The sequence below is a fragment of the Pseudomonas sp. 18-147 genome, assembly GCF_051048045.1.
GTDB classification, from domain to species: Bacteria; Pseudomonadota; Gammaproteobacteria; order Pseudomonadales; family Pseudomonadaceae; genus Pseudomonas; species Pseudomonas aeruginosa.
The window spans coordinates 357,400-383,730 of the sequence record NZ_CP182296.1 but is presented as its reverse complement, the minus strand read 5'-3'; the positions used below and the strand labels follow the sequence as shown (position 1 = coordinate 383,730).

Below are 26,331 nucleotides of genomic sequence, written 5' to 3'. Positions count from 1 at the left end.
GTGGGGTCGGGCGAGTAGCCGCATGGTGGTTGTCCGCCGGATACAACGGGCTATCGGCGGATAACGCCTCGGGCGTCGCCCTACGGAGCGTAGCCAGGCATTTCCCGCCACCGACGCGCCAATGAAAAAGGCCACCCGCAGGTGGCCTTTTCTTTTCGGCGGAGGGCTCAGGCCGGGGTCGGCGAGCCTTTCTGCCAGTCGGTCGCGGTCTCTTCCATCGCCTGCTGGATCGCCCGGCGACGCCGCTCCTCGGCCTGGCGGGTGAAGTACCAGGCGAAGAAGGTGAACAGCGAAACGCTCAGCAGGATCAGGCTGGCCACCGCGTTGATCTCCGGCTTCACGCCCAGGCGTACCGCCGAGAACACTTCCATCGGCAAGGTGGTCGAGCCGGGTCCGGAGACGAAGCTGGCCAGTACCAGGTCGTCCAGCGACAGGGCGAAGGACATCATGCCGCCCGCCGCCAGCGAGGGCGCGATCATCGGGATGGTGATCAGCAGGAACACCTTCCAGGGCTTGGCGCCCAGGTCCATCGCCGCTTCCTCGATCGACAGGTCGAGTTCACGCAGGCGCGCCGACACCACCACCGCCACGTAGGACGAGCAGAAGCTGGTGTGGGCGATCCAGATGGTCACGATACCCCGTTCCTGCGGCCAGCCGATCAGTTGCGCCATGGCCACGAACAACAGCAGCAGCGACAGGCCGGTGATCACTTCCGGCATCACCAGCGGCGCGGTGACCATGCCGCCGAACAGCGTACGACCGCGGAAGCGCGGGATGCGGGTGAGGACGAAGGCCGCCAGGGTGCCGAGGAGCACCGAGGAGAACGCCGTATAGAAGGCGATCTCCAGGGAGCGTCCGACCGAACTGACCAGTTGGGTGTTGTCCAGCAGGCCGACGTACCACTTCACCGACCAGCCGCCCCACACCGTCACCAGCTTGGAGGCGTTGAACGAATAGATCACCAGGATCAGCATCGGCAGGTAGATGAAGAGCAGGCCGACGATCAGCATGACGTTGGAGAAATTCCAGCGCTTCATACCTTGCCCTCCAGTTCTTTGGCCACGCTTCTGGATGGAGAGCCTGTTGAACGGGATACGGAGCGGGATACGCTGTGCTGGCTCATACCTTGCCCTCCAGTTCTTTGGCCTGGTTCTTGTTGAACAGGATGATCGGGATGATCAGGATCGCCAGCATCACCACCGCCAGGGCGGACGCCACCGGCCAGTCGCGGTTGTTGAAGAACTCCTGCCAGAGCACCTTGCCGATCATCAGGGTCTCGGGGCCGCCGAGCAGTTCCGGGATGACGAACTCGCCCACCGCCGGGATGAACACCAGCATGCAGCCGGCGATGATGCCGTTCTTCGACAGCGGCACGGTGATCTTCCAGAAGCTGGTGAAGTTACGCGCGCCCAGGTCGGAAGCGGCCTCCAGCAGGCTCGGGTCGTGCTTCACCAGGTTGGCGTAGAGAGGCAGGATCATGAACGGCAGGTAGGAATAGACGATGCCGATGTACACCGCGATGTTGGTATTGAGGATGGTCAGCGGCTCGCTGATGAGCCCCAGCCCCATCAGTACGCTGTTGAGCAGGCCGTTGTTGGAAAGGATGCCCATCCAGGCATAGACCCGGATCAGGATCGCCGTCCAGGTCGGCATCATGATCAGCAGCAGCAGGACGGTCTGCGAGGACTGGCTGGAGCGGGCGATGGCGTAGGCCATCGGGTAGCCCACCAGCAGGCAGATCAGGGTACTGATGAAGGCCATCTTCAGCGAGCCGAGGTAGGCATCGATGTAGAGCGGGTCATCGGTCAGCATCAGGTAGTTGCCGAGGTTGAGGAGCACCTGCAACTGCTGGTCCGCGTAGGCGAAGATCTCGGTGTAGGGCGGGATGGCTACGTCCGCTTCCGCCAGGCTGATCTTCAGCACGATGGCGAAGGGCAGCAGGAAGAACAGGAAGAGCCACAGGAACGGCACCCCGATGACCGCATGCCGCCCGGTGGGCATGCGCTTTTTCAGGCTGTTGGCGAATTTCATGACTGCAGTACCACGCCGCTGTCGTCGTACCAGCTGATGTACACCGACTGGTCCCAGGTCGGCCGGGCGACGTGGCGCTCGGCGTTGGCCATGAAGGCCTGGACGATCATCCCGGAGGCCAGCTTGATGTAGTACACCGAGTGGCCGCCAAGGTAGGCGATGTCGTAGACGGTGCCCTGGGCCCAGTTGTGCCCGGCGTGTTCCAGGTTGTCCGGCTTCTGCGCGCTGATCATCACTTTCTCCGGCCGCAGCGCGTAGGTGATGCGCTTGTCCTCGGCGCGGGTGCTGATGCCGTGGCCGATGTAGATCGGGTTCTCCAGCTGCGGGCAGGCGATCACCGCATGGTCCTGCACGTCCTCCACCAGCACGCCGTCGAACAGGTTGACGTTGCCGATGAACTCGCAGACCAGGCGGCTCGCCGGGGTCTCGTAGATGTCCATCGGGCTGCCGATCTGCTCGATGCAGCCCAGGTGCATGATGGCGATGCGCTGGGCCATGGTCATGGCCTCTTCCTGGTCGTGGGTCACCATCACGCAGGTCACGCCGACGCGCTCGATGATCTCCACCAGTTCCAGTTGCATCTGCGAGCGCAGCTTCTTGTCCAGCGCGCCCATCGGCTCGTCGAGCAGCAGCAGCTTCGGCCGCTTGGCCAGCGAACGAGCCAGGGCCACCCGCTGGCGCTGGCCGCCGGAGAGCTGGTGCGGCTTGCGCTTGGCGTACTGGGTCATGTGCACCAGCTTGAGCATCTCGGCCACGCGCTCGTCGATCTCGGCCTTGGGCAGGCCGTCCTGCTTGAGGCCGAAGGCGATGTTCTGCGCCACGCTCATGTGCGGGAACAGCGCATAGGACTGGAACATCATATTGATCGGCCGCTCGTAGGGCGGCAGGTCGGTGATGTCCTGGCCATCGAGGAAGATCCGCCCCTCGGTGGGCCGCTCGAAACCGGCGAGCATGCGCAACAGGGTGGATTTACCCGAACCGGAGCCGCCGAGCAGGGCGAAGATCTCGCCCTTGTTGATGGTCAGGGACACGGTGTCCACCGCCAGCGTCTCGTCGAACTGCTTGGTTACCCGGTCGATCTTTACCAGCACCTCTTTCGGCTGCTGGTTGCCCTCTAGGGCTTTCTTGTAGGCACCGGAGGCTATCGCCATTACCACAACTCCCAAGTCGTTGAGCCCGGTCACGCTACCGGGCGGAATTTGAACTTATTTGCCGGTCTTGATCCGGGTCCAGGTACGGGTCTGCAGGCGCAGCACCTTGGCCGGCAACACGGCGGAAACGTAGAGCTTGTCGAGCACGGCCTGCGGCGGATACACCTCCTCGCTGTCGCTGACGCTCTTGTCCATCAGCGGGCGGGCCCCCGGTATCGCGTTGGCGTAGCCGACGTAGTCGCTGACCTTGGCGATCACCTCCGGACGCAGCAGGTAGTCGATGAACGCGTAGGCGTTATCGGCGGCCTTGGCATCGGCGGGAATCGCCATCAGGTCGAACCACAGGTTGGCGCCTTCCTTGGGAATCACGTACTGGATGTCGATGCCCTTGCCGGCCTCTTCGGCGCGGGCAGCGGCCTGGAAGACGTCCCCGGAATAGCCGAAGGCGACGCAGATGTTGCCGTTGGCCAGGTCGGAGATGTACTTGGAGGAGTGGAAGTAGCTGACGTAGGGGCGAACCTTGGTCAGGACTTCCTCGGCCTTCTTGTAGTCCTTCGGGTCGTGGGTGTTGGGATCCAGCCCCAGGTAGTTGAGGGCGGCGGGCAGCATCTCGTCACCGCTGTCCATGAAGGCCACGCCGCACTTGGCGAGCTTCTTCATGTTCTCCGGCTCGAAGAGGATGGCCCAGGAGTCGATCGGCTGGTCACCGAGGACTTCCTTGACCTTGGCCACGTTGTAACCGATGCCGTTGGTGCCCCACAGGTAGGGAACCGCGTACTGGTTGCCCGGGTCGCTGACCTCCAGTTGCTTGAGCAGCGCCGGATCGAGGTTCTTCCAGTTCGGCAGCTTGCTCTTGTCCAGCTTCTGGAAGGCACCGGCCTGGATCTGCTTGCCGAGGAAGTTGTTCGACGGCACCACGATGTCATAGCCGGAGTGGCCGGAGACCAGCTTGCCCTCGAGGGTCTCGTTGGAGTCGAAGACGTCGTAGCTGACGTCGATCCCGCTCTCCTTGGTGAAGTCCTTGAGGGTGGTGGGAGCGATGTAATCGGTCCAGTTATAGATGTGCAGGCTCTTCTTCTCCGCCTGCACGGGGCCCGCGATCGCCGTAGCCAGAGCGGCTACCAGCAGTGTCTTGCCAATGGAATGTTGCATGTCCGACTCCTGTTCCGGGCCTTTTCACGGCAGCACCCTGCCTGTTCGACCCGTGTTCTTCAAGTGCCGATGTAAGCCCAGATCACTCGGGTTTCATGACAACCCGACGATTCCGCCGGGAAACATGAGTGAGCTGGGTTCCCTACCGGCGTGTTGGTTTCAGGTTTTCCGGGCCCTCGGCCCCGGTGCGAGCGACACGACCGGCCCCGGCGCGGCAGATTGGCGCAGCGCCCATGGCAGCGTCTTCGTCGTCGATACTGCGTCCGGTCGTCGGGCCCCCAGGAGGAAGCGTCTGGACGAACGGGCAAAAGAGTCGAACCTCTTCGCAGGGGAGCGTGGCCGGAGGAAACCCGGCCGCGTTCCGGTTCTCTCGTGCCGGAGCGCCGGCGGCTTCAGGCGCCGCCGGGCTCCTCGCGGATCACTTGCCGGACTTGATCTTGGTCCAGCTGCGGGTCATCGCCCGCTGGGTCTTGGCCGGCAGGTCGGGGAAGGTATACAGCTTCTTCATGACCTCTTCGCTCGGGTAGATGCCCGGGTCGTTGCGGATCGCCTCGGACACCAGCGGGGTGGCCGCCGCGTTGCCGTTGGGGAACTGAACCACGTCGGTGATCTCGGCCATGATTTCCGGCTTCATCAGGAAGTTGACGAAGGCCAGGGCGCCCTCGGTGTTCTCGGCGTCCTTCGGAATGGCGACCATGTCGAAGAAGCTGCCGGCGCCTTCCTTGGGAATGTTGTACTTGACGGTGACCTTGTTCTTCGCCTCTTCGGCGCGGGACTTGGCCTGGTAGATGTCGCCGGAGTAGCCGATGGCGACGCAGATGTTGCCGTTGGCCAGGTCGGAAATGTACTTCGACGAGTGGAAGTAGGTGACGTAGGGACGGATCTTCAGGAACAGCTCTTCGGCCGCCTTGAGTTCCTTGGGATTATCGGTGTCCGGCTTGTAGCCGAGATAATGCAGGGCCGCCGGGAGGATCTCGGTCGGCGAGTCGAGGAAGCTGACGCCGCACTGCTTCAGCTTCTGGATGTTCTCCGGCTTGAATACCAGGTCCCAGGAATCCACCGGCGCGTTGTCGCCGAAGGCCGCCTTGACCTTGTCCGGGTTGTAGCCGATGCCGATGGTGCCCCACATGTAGGGAATCGCATGCTCGTTGCCCGGGTCGCTGACTTCCAGGGTGTGCATCAGGTCCTTGTTCAGGTTCTTCCAGTTCGGCAGCTTGGACTTGTCGAGTTTCTGGTAGACCCCGGCCTTGATCTGCTTGGCGAGGAAGGAGTTGGACGGCACCACCACGTCGTACCCGGACTTGCCCGCCAGCAACTTGGCTTCCAGCACTTCGTTGCTGTCGTAGACGTCGTAGACGACCTTGATCCCAGTTTCCTTGGTGAACTTCTCTAGGGTGTCCGGCGCGATGTAGTCGGACCAGTTGTACACGTGCAGCACCTTGTTGTCCGCAGCCTGCGCCATACCGGCCACAGAGCCCGCCAAGGTCAGGGCGAGCAGGGTCTTACCGAAACGTTTCATCATGCGGGGTAGCTCCATTTTTGTTGAAGTATCCGGGCGGTGGCGCAACCGATCGCGTCACCACCCGGTGAGCCTGGCCAACGCACTGGCGCAGTCTGGCAAAAGTCCGCTCAGGGACTCAAGCCAGGACGGCGGCGGCGGTCTGATCGAGGCACTTGCGCGCCAGGGTGATCAACTCATCGATCTGCGACGGATCGATCACCAGCGGCGGCGAGATAATCATAGTGTCGCCCACCGCGCGCATGATCAAACCGTTGCGGAAACAATGTTCCCGGCACAGCATCCCGACGCCCTTGTCGGTGAAACGCTCGCGGGTCTTCTTGTTCTTGACCAGCTCCAGGGCGGCGACCATGCCGACCCCGCGCGCTTCGCCCACCAACGGGTGGTCGGCCAGCTCCTGCCAGCGTTTCTGCAAATACGGTGCCGTTTCCGCCTTCACCTTCTCGATGATCTTCTCTTCGCGCAGGATGCGGATGTTCTCCAGGGCCACGGCGGCCGCCACCGGGTGACCGGAATAGGTGAAGCCGTGGTAGAACTCGCCGCCCTGGTTGAGCACTTCGACGATCTCGTCGCGCACCACCACCCCGCCCATGGGGATGTAGCCGGAGGTGAGACCCTTGGCGATCGGCATCAGGTCCGGGGCGTTGCCGTAGTACTGGCTGCCGAACCACTCGCCGGTACGGCCGAAGCCGCAGATCACTTCGTCGGCGATGAACAGGATGTCGTACTTGGCGAGGATCTCGCGGATCTTCGGCCAGTAGGTGTCCGGCGGGACGATCACGCCGCCGGCGCCCTGGATCGGCTCGGCGATGAAGGCGGCGACGTTTTCCTCGCCCACTTCGAGAATCTTCTTCTCCAGCTGCTCGGCGGCCCAGACGCCGAACTCGTCCGGCGACATGTCGCCGCCCTCGCCGTACCAGTAGGGCTGGGCGATGTGGACGATGCCCGGGATGGGGAAATCACCCTGCTCATGCAACGCCTTCATGCCGCCCAGGCTGACGCCGGCGACGGTGGAGCCGTGGTAGCCGTTCCAGCGGCCGATCACCACTTTCTTCTGCGGCTGGCCCTTGGTCGCCCAATAGTGGCGGACCATACGCAGCACGGTGTCGTTGGCCTCGGAGCCGGAGCCGGTGAAGAACACGTGGTTCATGCCTTCCGGAGCGACGTCGGCGATCGCCTTGGCCAGCTCGACCACCGGCGGGTGGGCGGTCTGGAAGAACAGGTTGTAGAACGGCAACTCGCGCATCTGCCGGGTGGCGGCCTGGACCAGCTCCTCGCGGCCGTAGCCGACGTTGACGCACCAGAGGCCGGCCATCGCATCGAGGATCTTGTTGCCCTCGCTGTCCCAGATATAGACGCCTTCGGCCTTGGTGATGATCCGCGCGCCCTTCTCGTTCAACTGCTTGTAGTCGGTGAACGGCGGCAGATGGTGGTCGCGGCTCAACGCCTGCCACTCACGGGTCTTGGCGTTGGTGATTTGGCTGTTCATGTCACACCTCTTCTATTCAAGACTGTCCGGGAGCGGAGGACCACGCCGGCCGCCCCCGGTCAGGATCAAACGGAAAGCAGGAGGAATTCCCGCTCCCAGGAGCTGATTACCCGCTTGAAATTCTCGTGCTCCGCACGCTTCACCGCGACGTAGCCGCTGATGAACTTGCTGCCGAGATACTGCTCGAGGGGCTTGCAGTTCTCCATGCGCTCCAGCGCCGCTTCGATCGTCAGCGGCAGGCGCAGGTTGCGGCGTTCATAGCCGCGACCTTTGACCTGGGCGCTCGGCTTGATGCCTTCGACCATGCCGATGTAGCCGCACAGCAGGCTGGCAGCCAGCGCCAGGTAAGGGTTGGCGTCGGCGCCGGCGAGACGGTTCTCGACCCGGCGGTTCTCCGGGCTGGAGTCCGGCACGCGCAGGCCGACGGTACGGTTCTCTTCGCCCCACTCGACGTTCACCGGCGCCGAGGTATCGGGCAGGAAGCGGCGGAACGAGTTCACGTTGGGCGCGAACAGCGGCAGCACTTCCGGGATGAACTTCTGCAGGCCGCCGATATGGTGCAGGAACAGCTCGCTCATGGTGCCGTCGGCATTGGAGAAGATGTTCTTGCCGGTCTTCACGTCGACGATGCTCTGGTGCAGGTGCATCGCGCTGCCCGGCTCGCCGGTCATCGGCTTGGCCATGAAGGTCGCGGCGACGTTGTGCTTGAGCGCGGCCTCGCGCATGGTGCGCTTGAACACCAGGATCTGGTCGGCCAGGTCGAGGGCGTCGCCATGACGGAAGTTGATCTCCATCTGCGCGGTGCCTTCCTCGTGGATCAGCGTATCCAGGTCAAGGCCCTGGGCCTCGCACCAGTCGTACATGTCCTCGAACAGCGGGTCGAACTCGTTGGCGGCGTCGATGGAGAACGACTGACGCCCGGTTTCCTGGCGTCCGGAGCGGCCCACCGGGGCCTGCAACGGATAGTCGGGGTCGTCGCTGCGCTTGGTCAGGTAGAACTCCATCTCTGGCGCCACGATCGGCCGCCAGCCCTTGTCGGCATACATCTTCAACACGCGCTTGAGGATGTTGCGCGGCGACAGCTCGATGGGATTGCCGAGCTTGTCGAAGGTGTCGTGGATCACCATCGCGGTGGGCTCGATGGCCCAGGGGACGAGGAACACGGCATTCTCGTCCGGGCGGCAGACCATATCGATGTCGGCCGGGTCGAGCAGGTCGTAGTAAATGTCGTCTTCCACGTAGTCGCCGGTGACGGTCTGCAGCAGAACGCTCTCCGGCAGGCGCATGCCCTTTTCCGCGATGAATTTGTTGGTCGGCGAGATCTTGCCGCGGGCGATGCCTGTCAGATCGGAAATCAGGCATTCCACTTCGGTGATCTTGCGTTCCTTCAGCCAGCTGGTCAGCTGGTCTAACTTGGTAGTCATAAAGACCTCAGGGTTGAGAGCCCGGCCCCAACAGCCGGACTCAACGTTGCCCCGCCCTCTTGCTGCAGGCCTTACCGAAAGCCTGGAAGATAGCGAGATAGTTGGGGTTCGTCAGAACCTGCCACTCCGGGTGCCATTGCACACCAAGAGCGAAGGCTTTTGCACCTTCTACGGAGATGGCTTCGACCAACCCGTCAGGCGCCAGTGCTTCTACTCGAAGGCCCGGCGCCAGACGATCAACGCCCTGGCCATGGATGGAATTGACCTGGAACTCGCTCGGCAAGCCGATACCGGCGAGCACTCCGCCCGGCTGCACATGCATGGCATGGCGCGGCGCGTACTGAACCTCGAGCGGCTGGTCGGCCGGCTCGCGGTGGTCCATGAAGGTTCCGACCTCGTGCACCTTCTGGTGCAGGCTGCCGCCGAAAGCCACGTTCATTTCCTGGAAACCGCGGCAGATGCCGAGGACCGGAATGCCGGCGTCGATGGCGGCGCGGACCAGCGGCAGCGTGGTGGCGTCGCGGTCGGAGTCGTGGAGGGTGCCGGGCTCGCTCGCCGGTCCACTATAATGACGGGGCTCGACGTTCGACGGCGAGCCAGTGAAGAGCAAGCCGTCGACGCTGTCCAGCAGGGCTGCCTGGTCGATCGACTCGCCCAGCGCAGGAATGATCAGCGGGAGACCGCCAGCGCCGTTGACGACGGCACGCAGATATTTGTCGCCGGCAATGTGGTAGGGATGAAGACCGATCTGCTTGGTGCAGGCGGTGACGCCGATTAACGGCAGGCGAGACATGAGACACCCGTTGTTTGTAGATGTTATGGGGTTTGGCCGAGCTTAGCGTTGTTCATTTTTTTACACAATAGGCCTGTAAAAAATTGAACACGCACTCCTGAACACCCTTCGACGCGAGGTTTTTTTCGGCTTTTCGTCCGGCGAAAATGCCCTGAAAACGGCCTCAACGCCCCACAAGAGGGCGTTTTTGGCGGCTATTGACATCCCACAGGCTTTCGGATTGACTCATAGCCTACCCCCCGCATGATTGAAATTTTTAACAAAAAAGGTGTTGCATCATGTCGGTACCCCAGCGTGCCGTTCAGCTCACTGAACCGAGCGAGTTCCTCAAGGAACATCCCGAGGTCCAGTTCGTCGACCTCCTTATTGCAGACATGAATGGCGTGGTTCGCGGCAAGCGGATCGAACGCAACAGTCTGAACAAAGTCTTCGAAAAAGGTATCAATCTCCCCGCTTCCCTGTTCGCCCTCGATATCACCGGCTCCACCGTAGAGAGTACCGGCCTGGGTCTCGACATCGGCGACGCCGACCGGATCTGCTACCCGATCCCCGGCACCCTCTCCATGGAACCCTGGCAGAAGCGCCCGACCGCGCAACTGCTGATGACCATGCATGAGCTGGAAGGTGATCCCTTCTTCGCCGACCCCCGCGAAGTCCTGCGCCAGGTGGTGGCCAGGTTCACCGAGATGGAACTGACCATCGTCGCCGCCTTCGAGCTGGAGTTCTACCTGATCGACCAGGAGAACGTGAACGGCCGGCCGCAGCCTCCGCGCTCGCCGATCTCCGGCAAACGTCCGCAGTCGGTGCAGGTGTACTCCATCGACGACCTCGACGAATACGTCGAGTGCCTCCAGGACATCATCGACGGCGCCCGCGCCCAGGGCATCCCGGCCGACGCCATCGTCGCCGAATCCGCACCGGCGCAGTTCGAGGTCAACCTCAACCACGTCAACGACGCCCTCAAGGCCTGCGACCACGCGGTGCTGCTCAAGCGCCTGGTCAAGAACATCGCCTACGACCACGAGATGGACACCACCTTCATGGCCAAGCCCTATCCGGGCCAGGCCGGGAACGGACTGCACGTGCATATCTCGCTGCTCGACAAGCATGGCAACAACATCTTCACCAGCGAGGATCCCGAGCAGAACGCCGCATTGCGCCATGCGATCGGCGGTGTGCTCGAGACCCTGCCGGCCTCCATGGCCTTCCTCTGCCCGAACGTCAACTCCTACCGCCGCTTCGGTTCGCAGTTCTACGTGCCGAACGCGCCGAGCTGGGGCCTGGACAACCGCACCGTGGCCCTGCGCGTGCCCACCGGCAGCCCGGACGCGGTACGCCTGGAACATCGGGTGGCCGGTGCCGACGCCAACCCCTACCTGCTACTGGCAGCGGTGCTGGCAGGCGTTCATCACGGGCTGACCAACAAGGTCGAGCCGGGCGCGCCGATCGAAGGCAACTCCTACGAGCAGATGGAGCCGAGCCTGCCGAACAACCTGCGCGACGCCCTGCGCGAGCTGGACGAAAGCGAGATCATGGCGAAGTACATCGACCCGAAGTACATCGACATCTTCGTCGCCTGCAAGGAAAGCGAGCTGGAGGAGTTCGAGCACTCGATCTCCGACCTCGAGTACAACTGGTACCTGCATACCGTCTGAGGTAGCGGTATCGGCGCGCCGGTCCTGGGCCGGCGCCGTACGCAGCGAAATCCGGGGCGGTTTCGCAGACACTCAACGCGGGGGCGTCTGTGTCTGGGAAACCGCCCCGGTCCTTTTCTCGGAACCGGGAAATGTGCGCCACGGCACAGCCTGCCGCCACGCCTCCCGCCAGACTCGATGCTGGCCTGCATCAATGCCTCTGCCGCCTGGCTCCGGCACCATCGTCCGCTCCGTTCCGTCCAGCGAGAAGATTCCATGCCCCGCCTTTCCGCCCTGCTGTTCCTCGCCCTCGCACCCTGGCTGGCCCAGGCCGAGGAGACCCTGCGCGTCTACAACTGGAACGACTACATCGACCCGCAGGTGCTCGAGTCCTTCCAGAAGGACACCGGCATCCGCGTCGAGTACCACACCTTCGCCACCGCCGAGGAACTGGACAAGGCGCTGCGCAGTGGCGAGGCGATCGACGTCGCCGTCCCCTCCCACGACACCCTGCCGGCCCTGCTGAAGGACAACCTGCTGCGGCCGCTGGACTTCACCCAGCTGCCCAACCGCAGCCATCTCGACCGTCAATTGCTGAGCAAACTGGCCGCGGTCGATCCTGACAATCGCCACGCCGTCCCCTATCTATGGGGTGCCGTAGGCCTGGCCATCAATACCCCGCAGGCCGAAGCCGCCTATGGCGGGCCGCTGCCCAACAGCTGGAGCCTGCTGTTCGACGCCAGCCAGAGCCAGCGCCTGAAAAGCTGCGGCATCAGCCTGCTGGACGCGCCGGACGAAACCCTGGCGATCCTCCTCAACTACCAGGGCCGCAACCTCGGTCGTACTGCGCCGAGCCAGGTACGCCGCGCCGCCGAGGCGCTGCACGGACTGCGACCGAACCTGAGCTACGTCGACAGCGAGCGCTACATCGCCGACCTCGAAGGCGGTCGCCTCTGCCTGGCCATGGCCTGGGTCGGCGACGCCCTGCGCGCGGCCAAGGCGGGCCAGCCGGTAAGTTTCGAGGTACCGCAGGAAGGCTCGGTGCTGTTCATCGACAACCTGGTGATCCCGGCCGGCGCCCAGCATCCACGCGAGGCGCACCGTTTCATCGACTACCTGATGCAACCGAAGATCGCCGCACAGATCACCGCCGCCACCCTCTACCCCAGCGGCAACGCCGACGCCGCCGGCTTCCTCGATCCCGCCCTGCGCCAGCAACCGGGCCTGTATCCGGACCGCGACACCAGCCGCCGCCTGTTCGCCCTGGAAACGCCGCCGGAAAAGCTCCGGCCGGTGGTCGACGAGATCTGGAAGGCCTTCCGCGGCGCCAGCCACTGAGCGGCTTGCCCCGGTCGCGTGAGCTGGCGTCCAATAGCCGCTCACGCCCGGAGACCCGCCACATGCAGCCCACCTCGCCCACCCGCAAGCCCCGCGCCAGCAGCCAGGCCCGGATCGCCGCGATCCTCGACGCCGCCCGCGACCTGCTCGCCGACGAAGGCATCGGCGGCCTGTCCATCTACAGCGTGGCCGAACGCGCGGAAATGCCACCATCGTCGGTCTACCACTTCTTCCCCAGCGTGCCGGCCCTGCTCCAGGGGCTGACCGGCGAGGTCCACGCCGCCTTCCGCGCGTGCCTCGAACAGCCGGTGGACCATGCAGGCCTGCGCTGCTGGCGCGACCTGTCGCGGATCGTCGAGGAGCGCATGCTGGCGGTCTACGCCCGCGACGCGGCGGCCCGCCAACTGATTCTCGCCAGCCACGGCCTGGCCGAAGTCACCCAGGCCGATCGCCAGCATGACGTGCAACTCGGCCAGGCCATGCGCGCCCTGTTCGAGCGGCATTTCCTGCTGCCACCGCTGCCGACCGATATCGAGATCTTCAGCCTGGCCATGGAGCTAGGCGATCGCGTCTACGCATTGTCGGTCCAGCGTCACGGGATCATCGACGCACGCCTGGCGGAAGAAGGCATGCGGGTGTTCGACGCCTACCTGGGGCTCTACCTGCCGCCGATCCTGGAAAAGCGTAGCGAACCATTATCCGGATTTATATCCGATTTAAATCGATAGAAAATCCATAACACCCTCTTAAACCGCTTCACAGTCCGATTTTTATCGGATATAAATCCGCCCATCACTCGATCGGGCGCGACACCCCGTTCCCGCCCGCCCGACCCACAACCGGCCGCCGCCAAGCCCGGCAGCCATCCGAGCCAGCACACGAGGTGCTCCATGACCCGCAACGTCACCGTCGCCGCCACCCAGATGGCCTGCTCCTGGGATCGTCCGGCGAACATCGCCCGCGCCGAGAAACTGGTGCGCCAGGCCGCCGCCAGGGGTGCGCAGATCATCCTGATCCAGGAACTGTTCGAGACCCCCTACTTCTGCCAGAAGCCGAACCCGGACTACCTGCAGCTGGCCACCACGGTCGAGGAGAACGCCGCCATCGCCCACTTCCAGGCCCTCGCCCGGGAGTTGCAGGTGGTATTGCCGATCAGCTTCTTCGAACGCGCCGGGCGCGCCCGCTTCAACAGCATCGCGGTCATCGACGCCGATGGCGGCAACCTCGGGGTCTACCGCAAGAGCCACATCCCGGACGGCCCGGGCTACCACGAGAAGTACTACTTCAATCCGGGCGACACCGGCTTCAAGGTCTGGCAGACCCGCTACGCACGGATCGGCGTCGGTATCTGCTGGGACCAGTGGTTCCCCGAATCGGCGCGCAGCATGGCCTTGCTCGGCGCGGAACTCCTGTTCTACCCGACCGCCATCGGTAGCGAACCGCACGACGCCAGCATCAGCTCGCGCGATCACTGGCAGCGCGTGCAGCAAGGCCATGCCGGAGCCAACCTGATGCCGCTGGTGGCTTCCAACCGCATCGGCCGCGAGGAGCAGGATGGCTACGACATCACCTTCTATGGTTCTTCGTTCATCGCCGACCCGTTCGGCGAGAAAGTCGAGGAGCTGAACCGCACCGAGGAAGGTATCCTTGTCCACACCTTCGACCTCGATGCGCTGGAGCGCACCCGCAGCGCCTGGGGCGTGTTCCGCGACCGCCGGCCGAACCTCTACGGTCCGCTGAAGACCCTGGACGGTTCGCTGGAGTCCTGAGGCCTCGGGAAACGATCCGCGCGGGGACGCCCCGCGCATTCCGCGCCGGCGTCTACCGCGCATAGCAACGATTTCAGGAGCAGCGATGAGCAACCCGACCAGCACCCCACGCGCCGACGGCTTCCGCATGCCCGCCGAATGGGAACCCCACGAGCAGACCTGGATGGTCTGGCCGGAACGCCCGGACAACTGGCGCAACGGCGGCAAGCCGGCCCAGGCGGCCTTCGCCGCGGTGGCCAAGGCCATCGCGCGCTTCGAGCCGGTCACCGTCTGCGCCAGCGCCGGGCAGTACGAGAACGCGCGCGCACGCCTCGACGACGGCAACATCCGCGTCGTGGAAATCAGCAGCGACGATGCCTGGGTCCGCGACACCGGCCCGACCTTCGTCATCGACGACAAGGGCGATGTACGCGGCGTCGACTGGGGCTTCAACGCCTGGGGCGGCTTCGAAGGCGGCCTGTACTTCCCCTGGCAGCGCGACGACCAGGTGGCACGCAAGATCCTCGAGATCGAACGGCGCGCCCGCTACCGCACCGACGACTTCGTCCTCGAGGGCGGCTCGATCCACGTCGACGGCGAAGGCACGCTGATCACCACCGAGGAATGCCTGCTCAACCACAACCGCAACCCGCACCTGAGCCAGGCGGAGATCGAGCGGACCCTGCGCGACTACCTTGCGGTGGAGAGCATCATCTGGCTGCCGAACGGCCTCTACAACGACGAGACCGACGGCCACGTCGACAACTTCTGCTGCTACGCGCGTCCCGGCGAGGTGCTGCTGGCCTGGACCGACGACCAGGACGACCCGAACTACCTGCGCTGCCAGGCCGCCCTCCGCGTGCTGGAAGAAAGCCGCGACGCCAAGGGACGCAAGCTGGTGGTACACAAGATGCCGATCCCCGGCCCGCTGTACGCGACCCAGGAAGAGTGCGACGGCGTGGATATCGTCGAGGGCAGCCAGCCGCGCGATCCCTCCATTCGCCTGGCCGGCTCCTACGTGAACTTCCTGATCGTCAACGGCGGCATCATCGCGCCGAGCTTCGACGATCCCAAGGACGCCGAGGCCAGGGCGATCCTCCAGCGCGTGTTCCCCGAGCACGAGGTGGTGATGGTCCCGGGGCGCGAGATCCTCCTCGGCGGCGGCAACATCCATTGCATCACCCAGCAGCAACCGGCGCCGCGCAAGGCCTGACGGGCATCCCGCAGGGCGGATGGCCAGCCGCGGCGCTGTTCGCCCTGGCCGGCCCGGCACGCCGAGTGGCGCCATGAATGAAAAAAGCCCGCGTCCTCCAGGAGGACGCGGGCTTTTTCCTGTCCGGCCGGAGCTTACAGCAGCGGCAGGGTGTAGCTGACGATCAGGCGGTTCTCGTCCTGGTCGCGCTGGTTGTTGCTCGAACCGGCAGCCGGCAGGCCGCTGCGGAAGGAGGCGTTCTTCCAGGTGAAGCCCAGGCCCTTGAAGGTGCCGTCCGGGATCACGTAGGCCAGGGAGATATCGCGTTCCCACTCGCTCTGGTCGCCGCGGGCGGTCTTGATCTTGTCGCCGCTCAGGTAAATGGTATTGAAGGTCAGGCCCGGCACGCCGACGGTGGCGAAGTCGTAGCCGTAGCGGACCTGCCAGGTGCGCTCGCCGGCACGCTGGAACTTGCCGATCTGCACGTCGGTGATCAGGTACGCGGTAGAACCTTCGCCATCGCCACGGTTCAGGAACGGGAAGTCACTGTCGCCGTTGAGGATCTGGTAGCCGGCGCCGATGCTGTGGCCGCTGACGGTATAGGTGAAGAGGCCGCTGAAGGCGCGGTTGTCGACTTCGCCCTTGGTCACGCCGCTGCCGTAGTAGCCGCTGCTGACGTAGCCGTCGGCACGGCCGGAACGGCTGCCGTTCTTGCCGTCGGAGCTGCTGTCGAAGGCGCGCAGGTCGGTCTTCAGGACGCCCGGGCCGATCTGCCAGTTGTGGATCAGGCCGAGGAAGTGCTGCTTGTAGAAGTCGTCCAGGTTGCCGTAGTAGTACTGCAGGGTCAGGTCCTTGTTGACCTTGTAGTCGCCACCCGCGTAGTAGAACTTGTTGCTGTCGCGCGAACTGGCGCTGCTGCCGTTGGCGCCGGCGATGCTCAGGCTGCGGTTGTCGGTGGAGTTACGGCCCTTGGAGTGCTCCAGTTGGCCGGCAACCAGGGTGAAGTCCTTGAGGTCGGTCGAGGTGACCTGGCCGCCCTCGAAGGTGACCGGCAGCAGGCGGCCGTCGTTGTAGGTGACCACCGGCAGCTTCGGCTGCAGGGTGCCGTAGCGGAACTCGGTGTTGGACACCTTGGCCTTGGCGGTCAGGCCCAGGCTGGCGAAGTCGTGCACCGGCTCGCCGTTGCTTTCCAGCGGGAACACGGTGCCCGGCTGGCGGTCCAGGCCGCTCTTGCCGGCACGGCCGCCGCCGTCCAGGCGCACGCCGAGCAGGCCCAGCGCGTCGACGCCGAAGCCGACGGTGCCCTGGGTGAAGCCCGACTGGTAATTCAGGATGAAGCCCTGGCCCCACTCTTCCTGCTTGCTCGGCGAGGCGGTGCCATTGCGGTTGTCGGTATTGATGTAGAAGTTGCGCAGGGTCAGCGATGCCTTGCTGTCCTCGATGAAACCGGCGGCGACCGCCTGTTGCGCCAGGGCACCGAGGGTACCGGCAGTGATGGCCAGGGCCAGTCGTGACTTGTTGATCTTGCGACTCTTCATTGGTCTTTTCCCCATTGGTATTGCTAATTGTCTTCCGGTCGGGGGAAGTGGAACGCGTGGGCCCGACCGGTCGTTGAAACACTGAGCGCCGTACCATCCCGGAAGATGGCGCGCGCGAAACTCGGCATTCGATGGATCAGGAAACGGCGCAACCCGCGACGATGGAACGACGGGGCAGGCAAGCAGGCAGGGAGGCAGCGAACGGAAGCGTGTGCATGGGCGTACTCGTGTCTTGTTATTGTGCGGCGGGTGTCTCGACCCACCGCCAGTGAAGGCAATTTGTAAGCCAATCTTTCCATCGGGCTCCGCCTTCGCGTCCTCTCGGGCTTCCTGCCCTTCTCCCGGCTGACGGGCCGAAGGGTGTCGGCAGAAAACCGCCTATTACAGCTTCCTTTCTGGCGAGTTACCGCCACGTTTCAGAAATCGTTATTTCCCGCGCTTTATAGCGCGTGGGTAATAAACAGTAAAATATCCGCAATAAACCTAAAAAGAATTAATTATTCATATTTAATAGCTTTAAGGAATATTGTACCGCAGCCGCGACCTGCCGGTCGCCTCCCCAAAGAGGTATTCCGTGGCGCCGTCGACAAAACGGAAACGTTTGCCCAGCGGTCAGCCCACGACGATGCAGTCCTTGCCCTGGCGCTTGGCCGAGTACATCGCGGCGTCGGCCCGGCTGTAGAGGGCACCGAGTCCCTCGTCATCGGCCTGGAGGACCGTCAGGCCCTGGCTGACGGTGATCCCGAAGCTGTGCTCGCCCTCCTGGAAGCGCAGGCGTTGCACCTCGCGCTGCAGGCGTTCGCCGATCTGTCGCGCGGTCTGCTCGTCGCAGCCGGGCAGCAGCACGGCGAACTCCTCGCCGCCGATCCGCCCGAACAGGTCGCCACGGCGCAGCGCGGCACTGCCGCTCTGGGCGATACGCTGGAGGACCTGGTCGCCGACCTGGTGGCCGAAGCGGTCGTTGATCTTCTTGAAGTCATCGACGTCCAGCAGCAGGAACGCCAACGGTATCCCCTCGCGGCGACACTCCTTGAAGGCCGCCTCGGCACTGTCGAAGAAATAGCGACGGTTGCTGCTCTGGGTCAGCACGTCGGTGGTGGCCAGCCGTTGCAGCTCGCTCTCCATGTGCTTCTTGTCGGTGATGTCCTCGGCGATGCCCACCACCATCAGCGGCAGTCCCGCCTCGCCCTGGCGGCTGACGAAGCACTTGTCGTTGAGCCAGCGGACCTCGCCGTCGCCACGCACGATGCGGTATTCGCGTTGTTCCACGGCGCCACGTTCGAGCACCTGCAGCAGGCTGCTGTCGGCGTAGTCGAGGTCGTCCGGGTAGATGCTGTTGCGCCATTCCTCGTAGTCCGCCAGCAGCAGCGCCGCGGAACGGCCGAAGATTTTCTCGTAGGCGGGACTGACGTAGACCATTCGCCGGTTCTGCCAGTCGTAGGCCCAGAGCACCGAGTTGACGCTGGCCAGCAAGGCGCTGAAGAGTTGCTCGCGCTCCTTCAGCCGGGCCACTTCGGCACGGCTGTGCAGCAAGGCCAGCGCGGCCTCCTGCGGGTCTTCGGGAATGCCGGTTAGGTCGTCCATGGATCGTCGCTCTGCTCGCGGAACGGGTTCGACCGCCAACTTAGCGCAGGGGTCGCGGCGATACAGAAATGCCCGCCGAACGGCAGGGAAAGGCTCCAGCCAGTGCGCTTGATCACAATTGCCGAGCGATGCCGTTCGTATTCGCCGGAGCCTGCACGCCCAGTTGTTTCTGCGCCTCGAACAGCGAGCGCAGGAACAGGGTCAGGGTCGGTCGTTCTTCGTGTCCCTGACGGGTAATGCAATGGAATTCCGAGTCGTAGGCCAGTTGCCGTGGCCGGATCGCCCGCATGCGCCCTTCGGCGACCCAGGTGGCGGCATAGTGCGTCGGCAGGTAGCCGATGTAGGTGCCGCTGAAGACCAGGGTAGCGATGGCCTCCATGGTGTAGGCGTCGGTCCCCTGGTTGAAGCGCAGGTCGTGCGGGCGATGGTTTTCCGCCATGTAGCCGCGGCCGACATAGTCGGCGGCGCAGATCTCGTCCAGCGCCGGTTCGTCGTCCGCCCGGGCGAAGAAGGGGTGCGCGCTGCCGCAATAGAGGTTCTGCTCCTCGCGGAACAGGGGTTGGTAGTAGAGCCCGGACAACCGGTGGTGGAAGGCCCCCACCGCCAGTTGCAGGCGCTCTTCCAGCACCGCGTGCTCGAGTTCGTCGGGACGCCGCGTGTGCAGCTTGAGTAGGACCTCCGGGGCGCGCTGGCGAAACAGCCGGATGGCCAGCGGCAACGGTAGGCAATGCTGGCCGATGACGCCATCGACGCAGCCCAGGTGCAACGCCTCGCGATCGCGCCCGCCGAGGCCACGGACCTGCTCGCGGAAACGGGCGATGTCGCTGAACAGGCCGAGCGCGGCGTCGTAGAGTTCCTGTCCCTCCTCGGTCAACTGGAAACCGCCGTTGCCGCGCCGGCACAGGGAATAGCCCAGGCGCACCTCCAAGTCGCGCACCAGCACGCTCAGGCGCGACAGGCTGGTGTTCAGGCGCGCCTGGGCGGCAGTGAAGCCGCCGGCCTCGACGATGGCGCAGAAGGTGCGCAGCATGCGCAGGTCGATGTCGTTGAGGTTGCCCAGCATTCCCGCCCCCATGGCGTTCGGTCCGCCTTCGTTATAGCGCCAAAGCCGGGCCGGCGGAACGCCGTCAGGCGCTTCGCGCGGCCGACTCGGCAAGCAGGCAGAGCAGCTCGAACATCATGGTCGCCCCCACCAGCGCCGTGGCGCCGCCGACATCGAACGGCGGCGAGACTTCCACCACGTCGGCGCCGACCAGGTCCAGCCCGCGCAGGCCGCGGACCAACTGCTGGGCCTGGAGGCTGGTCATGCCGCCGATCTCCGGGGTACCGGTGCCGGGCGCGAAGGCCGGGTCGAGCACGTCGACGTCGAAACTCACATAGGTCGGCCCGTCGCCCACCACCCGCCGGGCTTCGGCCAGGGTCGCCTCGACGCCCAGTTCGACGAACTCTTCCATGTGGATCACGCGGATGCCGCACTCGCGGGCGAAAGCGTCGTCGTCCGGCGAATACACCGAGCCGCGGATGCCGATCTGCACCGTGCGCAGCGGATCGAGCAGGCCTTCCTCGATGGCTCGGCGGAATGGCGTGCCGTGGGTGTAGGGGTTGTCGCCGAAGTAGCGGTCGTTGGTATCGGAATGCGCATCGAAATGCACCATGCCCAGCGGCCGCTCGCGACCCAGGGCGCGAAAGATCGGCAGGGTCACCAGGTGGTCGCCACCGACCGACAGCGGCAGGGTGCCGGCGGCATGGACCTGGCGATAGAAGCCTTCGATGCGGCGCAGCGAATCGAGCAGGTCGATGGGATTCACCGGCGCGTCACCGAGGTCGCCGACCCGCACCAGGTCGTAGGGCGCGATGCGGCTGACGTGATGCACCTTGCGCATCAGGCTGGACAGGTTGCGCACCTCGCGCGGGCCATGGCGGGCACCGGCGCGGTTGGTGGTACCGCCATCCCAGGGCACGCCGATCAGGCCGACCTGCAGCGCCGCCGGGTCGGTGAACGCCGGCAGGCGCATGAAGGTCGGGATACCGGCGAAGCGGGGAATCTCGGCGGCGTCGAGGGGCTGCGGATGGTCGTTCGACATGGGGCGTCTCCGTGTGGCGGGAAGAAAGCGCCGGGCGCCGCCCGGCGCGGTGGGTTCATTCCGGCTGGGCTCGCAGGCTGGCGGCAGGACGGGTAGCCAGGCTGACCGCGACGAAGGTCGCCAGGCTGGCCAGCAGGCCGTAGACGATCGGCGAGTTGGCGAGCAGGCCGTCGCGGGCCATGCAGGCGATCACCGCCAGGCAACCGGCGACGATGCTGGCGATCGCTCCCTGCGGACTGGCCCGACGCCACAGCAGCGCGCCGACGATCGGCACCAGCAGGCCGCCGACCAGCAGGTTGTAGGCGATGCTCAGGGCCGCGATGACGTCGTTGACCAGGCACGCCAGGACCAGCATCGCCACCCCCATCAGCAGGATGATGCAACGGCTCAGGCGGATGTCGCTGGTGATACCGGGGCGGAGGAAGCGCGCATAGATGTCTTCCTGCAGCACGGTGGCCGCCGCCAGCAGACACCCGCTGGCGGTGGACATGATCGCCGACAGCGCGGCCGCCACCACCAGGCCGCGTAGGCCCGGCGCCAGTACCTCGCGGGTGATCTCGGCGTAGGCGTTCTCCGGCACCGCCAGGTCCGGCAGGAGGACCCGCGCCGCCGCGCCGATCAGCGCGCAGGCGGCGCCGTAGAGCATGCAGTAGACGCCGGCGCCAAGCCCGGCGTAGCGCACCACCGTCTCGCTGCGCGCGGTGAACACCCGCTGCCAGATGTCCTGGCCGATCAGCGCGCCGAAGAAGTACAGGAGGAAGTAGGTGAGTATGGTATCCAGGCCGATGTGGCCGAGGTCGAAGAAGCCCGCCGGCAGCACCTCCTGCATGCGCGCCAGGCCACCGGCGCCGTCGATCGACAACGGCAGCAGGACCAGGAAGATACCGACGGTCTTGATCACGAACTGGATGATGTCGGTCAGCGTAAGGGACCACATGCCGCCGATCACCGAATAGACGATGACGATCCCGCCACCGCAGAGGATCGCCGGGATCCGCGGGATGCCGAATACCACCTCGGTGACCGAGCCGATGGCGATGGTCGCGGTGACCGCCACCATCAGGTCGTAGGCGACCATGACCACCCCGCCGATCAGGCGCGAGGAGGCCTGGTAGCGCTGCTCCAGCACCTGGGTCACGGTGAACACCCGCAGGCGCGCGATCTGCCGCGAGAACACCAGGCTGAGGACGATGATCCCCAGGCCGAGCATGAACACCAGCCACAAGCCGGACAGGCCGAACTGGTAGCCGAGCTTGACCGTACCGATGGTCGACGCGCCGCCGAGCACCACCGCGGCCATGGTTCCCAGGTAGAGGCCGGGGCCGAGGCGGCGTCCGGCGACGAGGAAATCGCTCTGGCTCTTCGCCTTGCGCATTCCGTACCAGCCCAGGCCCAGCATGGCCAGGGCGTAGACCAGCATGATCAGGTAATCCAGCAACATCGCCCGCGCTCCTTTTCTTGTTGTTCTGCGTGACGCCCGGCGTGGCGCCTGGGCACGCCGAAGATAGGCCGGGCGCCGCCCGGGCTGAATCCCGGATCGGGCAAGTCGACTTGCGGAGGAAGAGAAGTATCGGCGGGGCGTCGCACTGGCGACGCCGAAACGCAACGCGCCGGCAGGAGCCGGCGCGTTGCAGAGGCGGCTGACGCACCCGCGAGGGCGTGCCAGGCGTCAGGCGGGACGCAGCGAGTAGGTCTTCAGTTGCGCGGCGAACTCCTTCAGCGACTGGATACCGCTGGCTTCCGCCTCATGCACCCAGTCCTTGATCGCCGCCAGCATGTCGTGGCCGTTGGCGCTGGTCTTGGCCCAGATCTGCTGCAACGCCAGGCGCTTCTCGTAGATCACCTTCAGCGCCTGGCTGTGGGCGAGCATCGAGTCGATGCGCACGTGGTGGCGGTCCTGCAGCAGGCTGGTCTCGCGCGACAGCAGGCGCTTGGCGCGGCGGAACAGGTGGCGCACCGACTCGTCGGCCTTGGCCACTTCCTGCTTGACCAGCGGCGCGATCACCAGCTTGCGGTACTGCGCCATGATCTGGAAGCGGTTGTTGAGGATCGCCATGGCGGTGTCCATGTCCAGGCTGTGCTTGCCCTCGACCCGATGGGCGATCGGCGCGACCCGGGCGACCCTGGCCAGGCGCAGGAAGCTGAACAGCTTGATCCAGGCCCAGCCCAGGTCGAATTCCCACTTCTTCACCGACAGCTTGGCCGAGTTCGGGTAGGTGTGGTGGTTGTTGTGCAGCTCTTCGCCGCCGATGAGGATGCCCCAGGGCACCAGGTTGGTGGCAGCGTCGCGGCATTCGAAGTTGCGATAGCCGACCGCGTGGCCGAGGCCGTTGACCACGCCGGCGGCCCAGAACGGAATCCATACCATCTGCACGGCCCAGACGGTCAGGCCAAGGGCGCCGAACAGGGCCAGGTCGATGAGCGCCATCAGCACCACGCCGCCGATCGGGAAGCGCGAGTAGAGATTGCGCTCGATCCAGTCGTCCGGGCAGTTCTTGCCGTAGATGCGCAGGGTGTCCTGGTTCTTCGCCTCGGCCTTGTACAGCTCCGCGCCTGCGCGCAGAACGGTGAACAGGCCCTTGTGCACCGGGCTGTGCGGATCCTCGACGGTCTCGCACTTGGCATGGTGCTTACGGTGGATCGCGGTCCATTCGCGCGTGTTCATCCCTGTGGTCAACCACAACCAGAAACGGAAGAAGTGCTGCAGCGCGGGGTGCAGGTCGAGTGCACGGTGGGCGGAATAGCGATGCAGGTAGACGGTCACGCTGACGATGGTGATATGCGTCAGCACCAGGGTAACTGCCACCAGTTGCCACGGCGACAGGTCGAGAAAACCGTTGAACCACATAGGCGGTACTGAACCTCGGGGGGACTTGGGAGTGATGAGGGCCTTGTCTGACAAAACCTGGGGGCATTATCACCAAGCGGCTGGGGATTACCATCCGTTCTTTTAGATATGAACAGGGCCGGATGGCCATCATTTATACTGCCCGGCCAATAATTGCCCACTGAAAATCCCATGAGCCCCCGCCTGAGTGCCCTTCGCCTGAGCCTGGCTTATCTCGCAATCGCCATCGCCTGGGCGTTCCTGAGCGATCATTTGTTACAAAACCAGGTCCAGGACCACGACCAACTGGTGTTCTGGATGACCGCCAAGCGGCTGTTCTTCTTCGCCGCAACCGGCCTGCTCCTGTACCTCTACCTGGTACGCCAGTTCCGCCGCAAGGCCCAGGCCTACGACGAACTGCACGGCAGCGAGCAGCGCCTGAACCGCGCCCTGGAAGCGGTGCGCGACGGACTCTGGGACTGGGACCTGGTGACCGACCGGATGTTCGTCTCGCCGGGCTACGCCGCGCTGATCGGCCTCGCTCCGGAGGAACTCGGCGACCCCATCGAGACCTGGAAGAAGCGCCTGCACCCCGAAGAGTACGCCACCGTGCTGGAGGCCCACCGCAACCACCTGCAGGGCCTGACCGACAATCTCGACCACATCTACCGCCTGCGCCACAAGGACGGCGACTACCGCTGGATCCACTCGCGCGGCCGGGTCCTCCGCGACGCCCTGGGCAAGCCGCTGCACTACACTGGCGTGGCCCGCGACATCACCCTGCAGCGGCTCAAGGAAGACCACCTGCGCCAGGCCGCGGCGGTATTCGACAGCACCCGCGAGGGCGTTCTGGTCACCGATGCCCAGGCGGTGATCGTGCACGTCAACCCTTCCTTCGAGCGCATCACCGGCTACCGCTCCGAAGACGTGCTCGGCAAGACCCCGGCGATCCTCCGCTCCGGCCGCCAGGACCAGGCGTTCTACCAGCGCCTGTGGCTGGCCCTGCGCGAGCAGGACGTCTGGAGCGGAGAAATCTGGAACCGGCGCAAGAGCGGCGAGATCTACCCGCAGTGGCTGCACATCCGCGTGGTGCGCAACGACCAGGGCCAGCTGACCCACTACGTCGGGGTGTTCTCCGACCTGAGCAGCATCAAGCGCTCGGAGAACGAGCTGGACTTCCTCGCCCACCACGACTCGCTGACCGGCCTGCCCAACCGCGTGCTGCTGCGCGAGCGCATCGAGCAGGCGCTGGAGAACGGCAAGGACCGGACGGTGGCCGGGGCCCTGCTGCTGATCGACCTCGACCACTTCAAGCACATCAACGACAGCCTCGGCCATACAACTGGCGACATGCTCCTCAAGGAGGTCAGCAAGCGCCTGCAACACCAGCTCGACGAGCGCTGCCTGCTGTCGCGACTGGGCGGCGACGAATTCGCCATCCTCGTCGAGAACGACGACCCGGAAGCCGTCGCGCGCCTCTCGCAGCGCATCCTCGACGGTTTCAACGCGCCGTTCGACATCCACTGCCAGCCGATCTATATCAGCGCAAGCCTCGGTGTCAGCCTCTACCCGGAAGACGCCAGCGACGTCGACCACCTGATGCAACACGCCGACGCCGCGCTGTTCCAGGCCAAGGACAGCGGGCGTAACGCCTACGCCTTCTACACCCGCGTGCTGACCGCCCGGGCCCGCGCCCATGTCCAGGTGGAATCGGCCCTGCGCCATGCGCTGGATCACGACGAACTGCGCGTCCACTACCAGCCGGTGCACGACCTGGCCAGCGGGCGGATCGTCGGCGTCGAGTCGCTGGTGCGCTGGCAGCATCCCGAGCGCGGCCTGGTGCCGCCAGGCGAGTTCGTCCCGGTGGCGGAGGAATGCGGGCTGATCGCCGCGCTGGACAACTGGGTGCTCAAGCGTGCCTGCCGGCAGATGCGCGAGTGGCAACAGCGCGGCGTCGAGCTGGAGTTCGTCGCGGTCAACGTCTCCAGCCGGCTGTTCAACCGCGGCGGCCTGGAGGAAAGGATCGCCAATGCCCTGGAAGAGTCCGGACTGGAGCCCCGCTACCTGGAGCTGGAAGTCACCGAAAGCGCGGTGATGGAGGACTTCGAGCAGTCCCTCAACCTGCTCTGCCGCCTGCGTATCCTCGGCGTGAACCTGGCCATCGACGACTTCGGCACCGGCTATTCCTCGCTGATGCGCCTCAAGCGGCTGCCGGTGCACAAGCTGAAGATCGACCAGGGCTTCGTCGCCGGCCTGCCCGGCGCGGTGGACGACGCCGCGATCGCCCGGGCGATCGTTGCCCTGGCGCAAAGCATGGGGCTGCGGGTGGTTGCCGAGGGCATCGAGCATCAGGACCAGGCGCTGTTCCTGCGCGAACATGGCTGCGACTTCGGCCAAGGCTACTGGTACGGACGGCCGCAACCGGCGGAAGCGCTGCGCTTCGACCTGCCGCCCGTGGCGCTGCCGGAAGACTGAGCCTGGCGGCGAAGCCGGGCCGCTTCGCCGTCTTATAACCACTTTACCTATAAAGATTCTTAAACAATATTTTTAAGAATATTGCCCACTGCTTACTATGCGCCTCACGCCGCCTCCACTTCGTCGAGCAACGCGGCACCTCGAGCCACAGGAGCAGAGACCCATGAGCGCAACCCTCAGAAGCCTGGATGGCCAGGACGAAGCCACCATCCTGCGTGAAATCCAGAGTGCCCTGCGCGGCCTGCGCTTCGGCGCCGTCGAGATCACCGTGCACAACGGCCAGGTGGTGCAGATCGAGCGCAAGGAAAAATTCCGTCTGCAGCAACCGGCCGTCAAGCAGGCCTGAAGCACA

General features: G+C 64.9%; 21 protein-coding genes. 7 read left to right on the top strand and 14 right to left on the bottom strand.

Annotation, left to right across the window (positions count from 1 at the left end):
• Nucleotides 1–167: 167 nt before the first annotated feature.
• The 8 genes from ACM0M4_RS01720 to ACM0M4_RS01685 all read right to left on the bottom strand — a co-directional run bounded on the left by ACM0M4_RS01720 (nt 168) and on the right by ACM0M4_RS01685 (nt 9,559).
• Nucleotides 168–1,037, bottom strand: coding sequence for an ABC transporter permease subunit (locus ACM0M4_RS01720; RefSeq protein ID WP_003084307.1), 870 nt, complete (start codon nt 1,035–1,037; stop codon nt 168–170).
• An 82-nt stretch (nt 1,038–1,119) separates the two neighbouring features.
• Nucleotides 1,120–2,001 (bottom strand): ABC transporter permease subunit, encoded by an 882-nt coding sequence (locus ACM0M4_RS01715; protein ID WP_003121722.1) that lies wholly within the window; start codon nt 1,999–2,001, stop codon nt 1,120–1,122.
• A 26-nt stretch (nt 2,002–2,027) separates the two neighbouring features.
• Nucleotides 2,028–3,182, bottom strand: coding sequence for a polyamine ABC transporter ATP-binding protein (potA, locus tag ACM0M4_RS01710; protein ID WP_003084303.1), 1,155 nt, complete (start codon nt 3,180–3,182; stop codon nt 2,028–2,030).
• A gap of 54 nt (nt 3,183–3,236) precedes the next feature.
• A complete protein-coding gene (spuE, locus tag ACM0M4_RS01705; protein ID WP_003084301.1) occupies nt 3,237–4,334 on the bottom strand; it encodes a spermidine-binding protein SpuE in 1,098 nt (365 codons plus the stop codon).
• Nucleotides 4,335–4,752: 418 nt separating this feature from the next.
• Nucleotides 4,753–5,856, bottom strand: a complete 1,104-nt coding sequence (gene spuD, locus ACM0M4_RS01700) for a putrescine-binding protein SpuD (protein ID WP_003084299.1) — start codon at nt 5,854–5,856, stop codon at nt 4,753–4,755.
• A gap of 115 nt (nt 5,857–5,971) precedes the next feature.
• The gene (gene spuC / locus ACM0M4_RS01695) at nt 5,972–7,342 is read right to left on the bottom strand and encodes a putrescine--pyruvate aminotransferase (RefSeq protein WP_003084297.1); all 1,371 of its coding nucleotides are present in this window, start codon (nt 7,340–7,342) and stop codon (nt 5,972–5,974) included.
• A 65-nt stretch (nt 7,343–7,407) separates the two neighbouring features.
• Nucleotides 7,408–8,766 (bottom strand): glutamine synthetase family protein, encoded by a 1,359-nt coding sequence (locus ACM0M4_RS01690; RefSeq protein WP_003084290.1) that lies wholly within the window; start codon nt 8,764–8,766, stop codon nt 7,408–7,410.
• A 40-nt stretch (nt 8,767–8,806) separates the two neighbouring features.
• On the bottom strand, nt 8,807–9,559 hold the full coding sequence (locus tag ACM0M4_RS01685) for a gamma-glutamyl-gamma-aminobutyrate hydrolase family protein (protein ID WP_003112938.1): 753 nt from the start codon (nt 9,557–9,559) through the stop codon (nt 8,807–8,809).
• Nucleotides 9,560–9,837: 278 nt separating this feature from the next.
• Here ACM0M4_RS01685 and ACM0M4_RS01680 point away from each other — a divergent pair, with 278 nt between their 5' ends.
• From ACM0M4_RS01680 to aguA, 5 genes are all read left to right on the top strand, one after another.
• On the top strand, nt 9,838–11,214 hold the full coding sequence (locus tag ACM0M4_RS01680; protein WP_016263947.1) for a glutamine synthetase family protein: 1,377 nt from the start codon (nt 9,838–9,840) through the stop codon (nt 11,212–11,214).
• Nucleotides 11,215–11,469: 255 nt separating this feature from the next.
• On the top strand, nt 11,470–12,531 hold the full coding sequence (locus tag ACM0M4_RS01675) for a polyamine ABC transporter substrate-binding protein (RefSeq protein ID WP_054375901.1): 1,062 nt from the start codon (nt 11,470–11,472) through the stop codon (nt 12,529–12,531).
• A 62-nt stretch (nt 12,532–12,593) separates the two neighbouring features.
• Nucleotides 12,594–13,259 carry a TetR/AcrR family transcriptional regulator gene (locus tag ACM0M4_RS01670; protein ID WP_003162098.1) on the top strand — a complete coding sequence of 222 codons (666 nt, stop codon included), beginning with the start codon at nt 12,594–12,596 and terminating at the stop codon, nt 13,257–13,259.
• 162 nt (nt 13,260–13,421) lie between these two features.
• A complete protein-coding gene (gene aguB / locus ACM0M4_RS01665) occupies nt 13,422–14,300 on the top strand; it encodes an N-carbamoylputrescine amidase (RefSeq protein WP_003111119.1) in 879 nt (292 codons plus the stop codon).
• 85 nt (nt 14,301–14,385) lie between these two features.
• Nucleotides 14,386–15,492 (top strand): agmatine deiminase, encoded by a 1,107-nt coding sequence (gene aguA, locus ACM0M4_RS01660; protein WP_003104504.1) that lies wholly within the window; start codon nt 14,386–14,388, stop codon nt 15,490–15,492.
• Between the two features lie 134 nt (nt 15,493–15,626).
• On the opposite strand, the gene ACM0M4_RS01655 is transcribed toward aguA, so the two are convergent.
• The 6 genes from ACM0M4_RS01655 to desA form a co-directional block, all read right to left on the bottom strand.
• On the bottom strand, nt 15,627–17,009 hold the full coding sequence (locus tag ACM0M4_RS01655; RefSeq protein ID WP_003084265.1) for an OprD family porin: 1,383 nt from the start codon (nt 17,007–17,009) through the stop codon (nt 15,627–15,629).
• Between the two features lie 612 nt (nt 17,010–17,621).
• Complete coding sequence (locus tag ACM0M4_RS01650) at nt 17,622–18,593, bottom strand: GGDEF domain-containing protein (protein ID WP_003104500.1); 972 nt, start codon at nt 18,591–18,593, stop codon at nt 17,622–17,624.
• 112 nt (nt 18,594–18,705) lie between these two features.
• A complete protein-coding gene (locus ACM0M4_RS01645; protein WP_003128540.1) occupies nt 18,706–19,668 on the bottom strand; it encodes a LysR family transcriptional regulator in 963 nt (320 codons plus the stop codon).
• Between the two features lie 52 nt (nt 19,669–19,720).
• Nucleotides 19,721–20,677, bottom strand: a complete 957-nt coding sequence (gene speB / locus ACM0M4_RS01640; RefSeq protein WP_003104498.1) for an agmatinase — start codon at nt 20,675–20,677, stop codon at nt 19,721–19,723.
• 55 nt (nt 20,678–20,732) lie between these two features.
• Entirely contained in the window at nt 20,733–22,118 is a 1,386-nt protein-coding gene (locus tag ACM0M4_RS01635) for a sodium:solute symporter (protein ID WP_031755862.1), read from the bottom strand.
• A gap of 228 nt (nt 22,119–22,346) precedes the next feature.
• The gene (gene desA / locus ACM0M4_RS01630; protein ID WP_003104496.1) at nt 22,347–23,525 is read right to left on the bottom strand and encodes a delta-9 fatty acid desaturase DesA; all 1,179 of its coding nucleotides are present in this window, start codon (nt 23,523–23,525) and stop codon (nt 22,347–22,349) included.
• Nucleotides 23,526–23,696: 171 nt separating this feature from the next.
• Here desA and ACM0M4_RS01625 point away from each other — a divergent pair, with 171 nt between their 5' ends.
• The gene (locus ACM0M4_RS01625) at nt 23,697–25,979 is read left to right on the top strand and encodes a putative bifunctional diguanylate cyclase/phosphodiesterase (RefSeq protein ID WP_003118721.1); all 2,283 of its coding nucleotides are present in this window, start codon (nt 23,697–23,699) and stop codon (nt 25,977–25,979) included.
• Nucleotides 25,980–26,142: 163 nt separating this feature from the next.
• The gene (gene oscA / locus ACM0M4_RS01620; protein ID WP_003084246.1) at nt 26,143–26,325 is read left to right on the top strand and encodes a sulfur starvation response protein OscA; all 183 of its coding nucleotides are present in this window, start codon (nt 26,143–26,145) and stop codon (nt 26,323–26,325) included.
• The last annotated feature ends 6 nt before the right edge of the window (nt 26,326–26,331 follow it).

Excerpts from the sequence above, each read along its gene's own strand:
- ACM0M4_RS01685 (WP_003112938.1), bottom strand. The coding sequence starts at position 9,559 with ATGTCTCGCCTGCCGTTAATCGGCGTCACCGCCTGCACCAAGCAGATC.
- aguA (WP_003104504.1), top strand. The coding sequence starts at position 14,386 with ATGAGCAACCCGACCAGCACCCCACGCGCCGACGGCTTCCGCATGCCC.
- ACM0M4_RS01675 (WP_054375901.1), top strand. The coding sequence starts at position 11,470 with ATGCCCCGCCTTTCCGCCCTGCTGTTCCTCGCCCTCGCACCCTGGCTG.
- aguB (WP_003111119.1), top strand. The coding sequence starts at position 13,422 with ATGACCCGCAACGTCACCGTCGCCGCCACCCAGATGGCCTGCTCCTGG.
- spuC (WP_003084297.1), bottom strand. The coding sequence starts at position 7,342 with ATGAACAGCCAAATCACCAACGCCAAGACCCGTGAGTGGCAGGCGTTG.
- potA (WP_003084303.1), bottom strand. The coding sequence starts at position 3,182 with ATGGCGATAGCCTCCGGTGCCTACAAGAAAGCCCTAGAGGGCAACCAG.
- desA (WP_003104496.1), bottom strand. The coding sequence starts at position 23,525 with ATGTGGTTCAACGGTTTTCTCGACCTGTCGCCGTGGCAACTGGTGGCA.
- ACM0M4_RS01635 (WP_031755862.1), bottom strand. The coding sequence starts at position 22,118 with ATGTTGCTGGATTACCTGATCATGCTGGTCTACGCCCTGGCCATGCTG.
- ACM0M4_RS01670 (WP_003162098.1), top strand. The coding sequence starts at position 12,594 with ATGCAGCCCACCTCGCCCACCCGCAAGCCCCGCGCCAGCAGCCAGGCC.
- speB (WP_003104498.1), bottom strand. The coding sequence starts at position 20,677 with ATGTCGAACGACCATCCGCAGCCCCTCGACGCCGCCGAGATTCCCCGC.
- oscA (WP_003084246.1), top strand. The coding sequence starts at position 26,143 with ATGAGCGCAACCCTCAGAAGCCTGGATGGCCAGGACGAAGCCACCATC.
- spuD (WP_003084299.1), bottom strand. The coding sequence starts at position 5,856 with ATGATGAAACGTTTCGGTAAGACCCTGCTCGCCCTGACCTTGGCGGGC.
- ACM0M4_RS01650 (WP_003104500.1), bottom strand. The coding sequence starts at position 18,593 with ATGGACGACCTAACCGGCATTCCCGAAGACCCGCAGGAGGCCGCGCTG.
- ACM0M4_RS01690 (WP_003084290.1), bottom strand. The coding sequence starts at position 8,766 with ATGACTACCAAGTTAGACCAGCTGACCAGCTGGCTGAAGGAACGCAAG.
- ACM0M4_RS01625 (WP_003118721.1), top strand. The coding sequence starts at position 23,697 with ATGAGCCCCCGCCTGAGTGCCCTTCGCCTGAGCCTGGCTTATCTCGCA.
- ACM0M4_RS01645 (WP_003128540.1), bottom strand. The coding sequence starts at position 19,668 with ATGGGGGCGGGAATGCTGGGCAACCTCAACGACATCGACCTGCGCATG.
- ACM0M4_RS01680 (WP_016263947.1), top strand. The coding sequence starts at position 9,838 with ATGTCGGTACCCCAGCGTGCCGTTCAGCTCACTGAACCGAGCGAGTTC.
- spuE (WP_003084301.1), bottom strand. The coding sequence starts at position 4,334 with ATGCAACATTCCATTGGCAAGACACTGCTGGTAGCCGCTCTGGCTACG.
- ACM0M4_RS01715 (WP_003121722.1), bottom strand. The coding sequence starts at position 2,001 with ATGCCCACCGGGCGGCATGCGGTCATCGGGGTGCCGTTCCTGTGGCTC.
- ACM0M4_RS01720 (WP_003084307.1), bottom strand. The coding sequence starts at position 1,037 with ATGAAGCGCTGGAATTTCTCCAACGTCATGCTGATCGTCGGCCTGCTC.
- ACM0M4_RS01655 (WP_003084265.1), bottom strand. The coding sequence starts at position 17,009 with ATGAAGAGTCGCAAGATCAACAAGTCACGACTGGCCCTGGCCATCACT.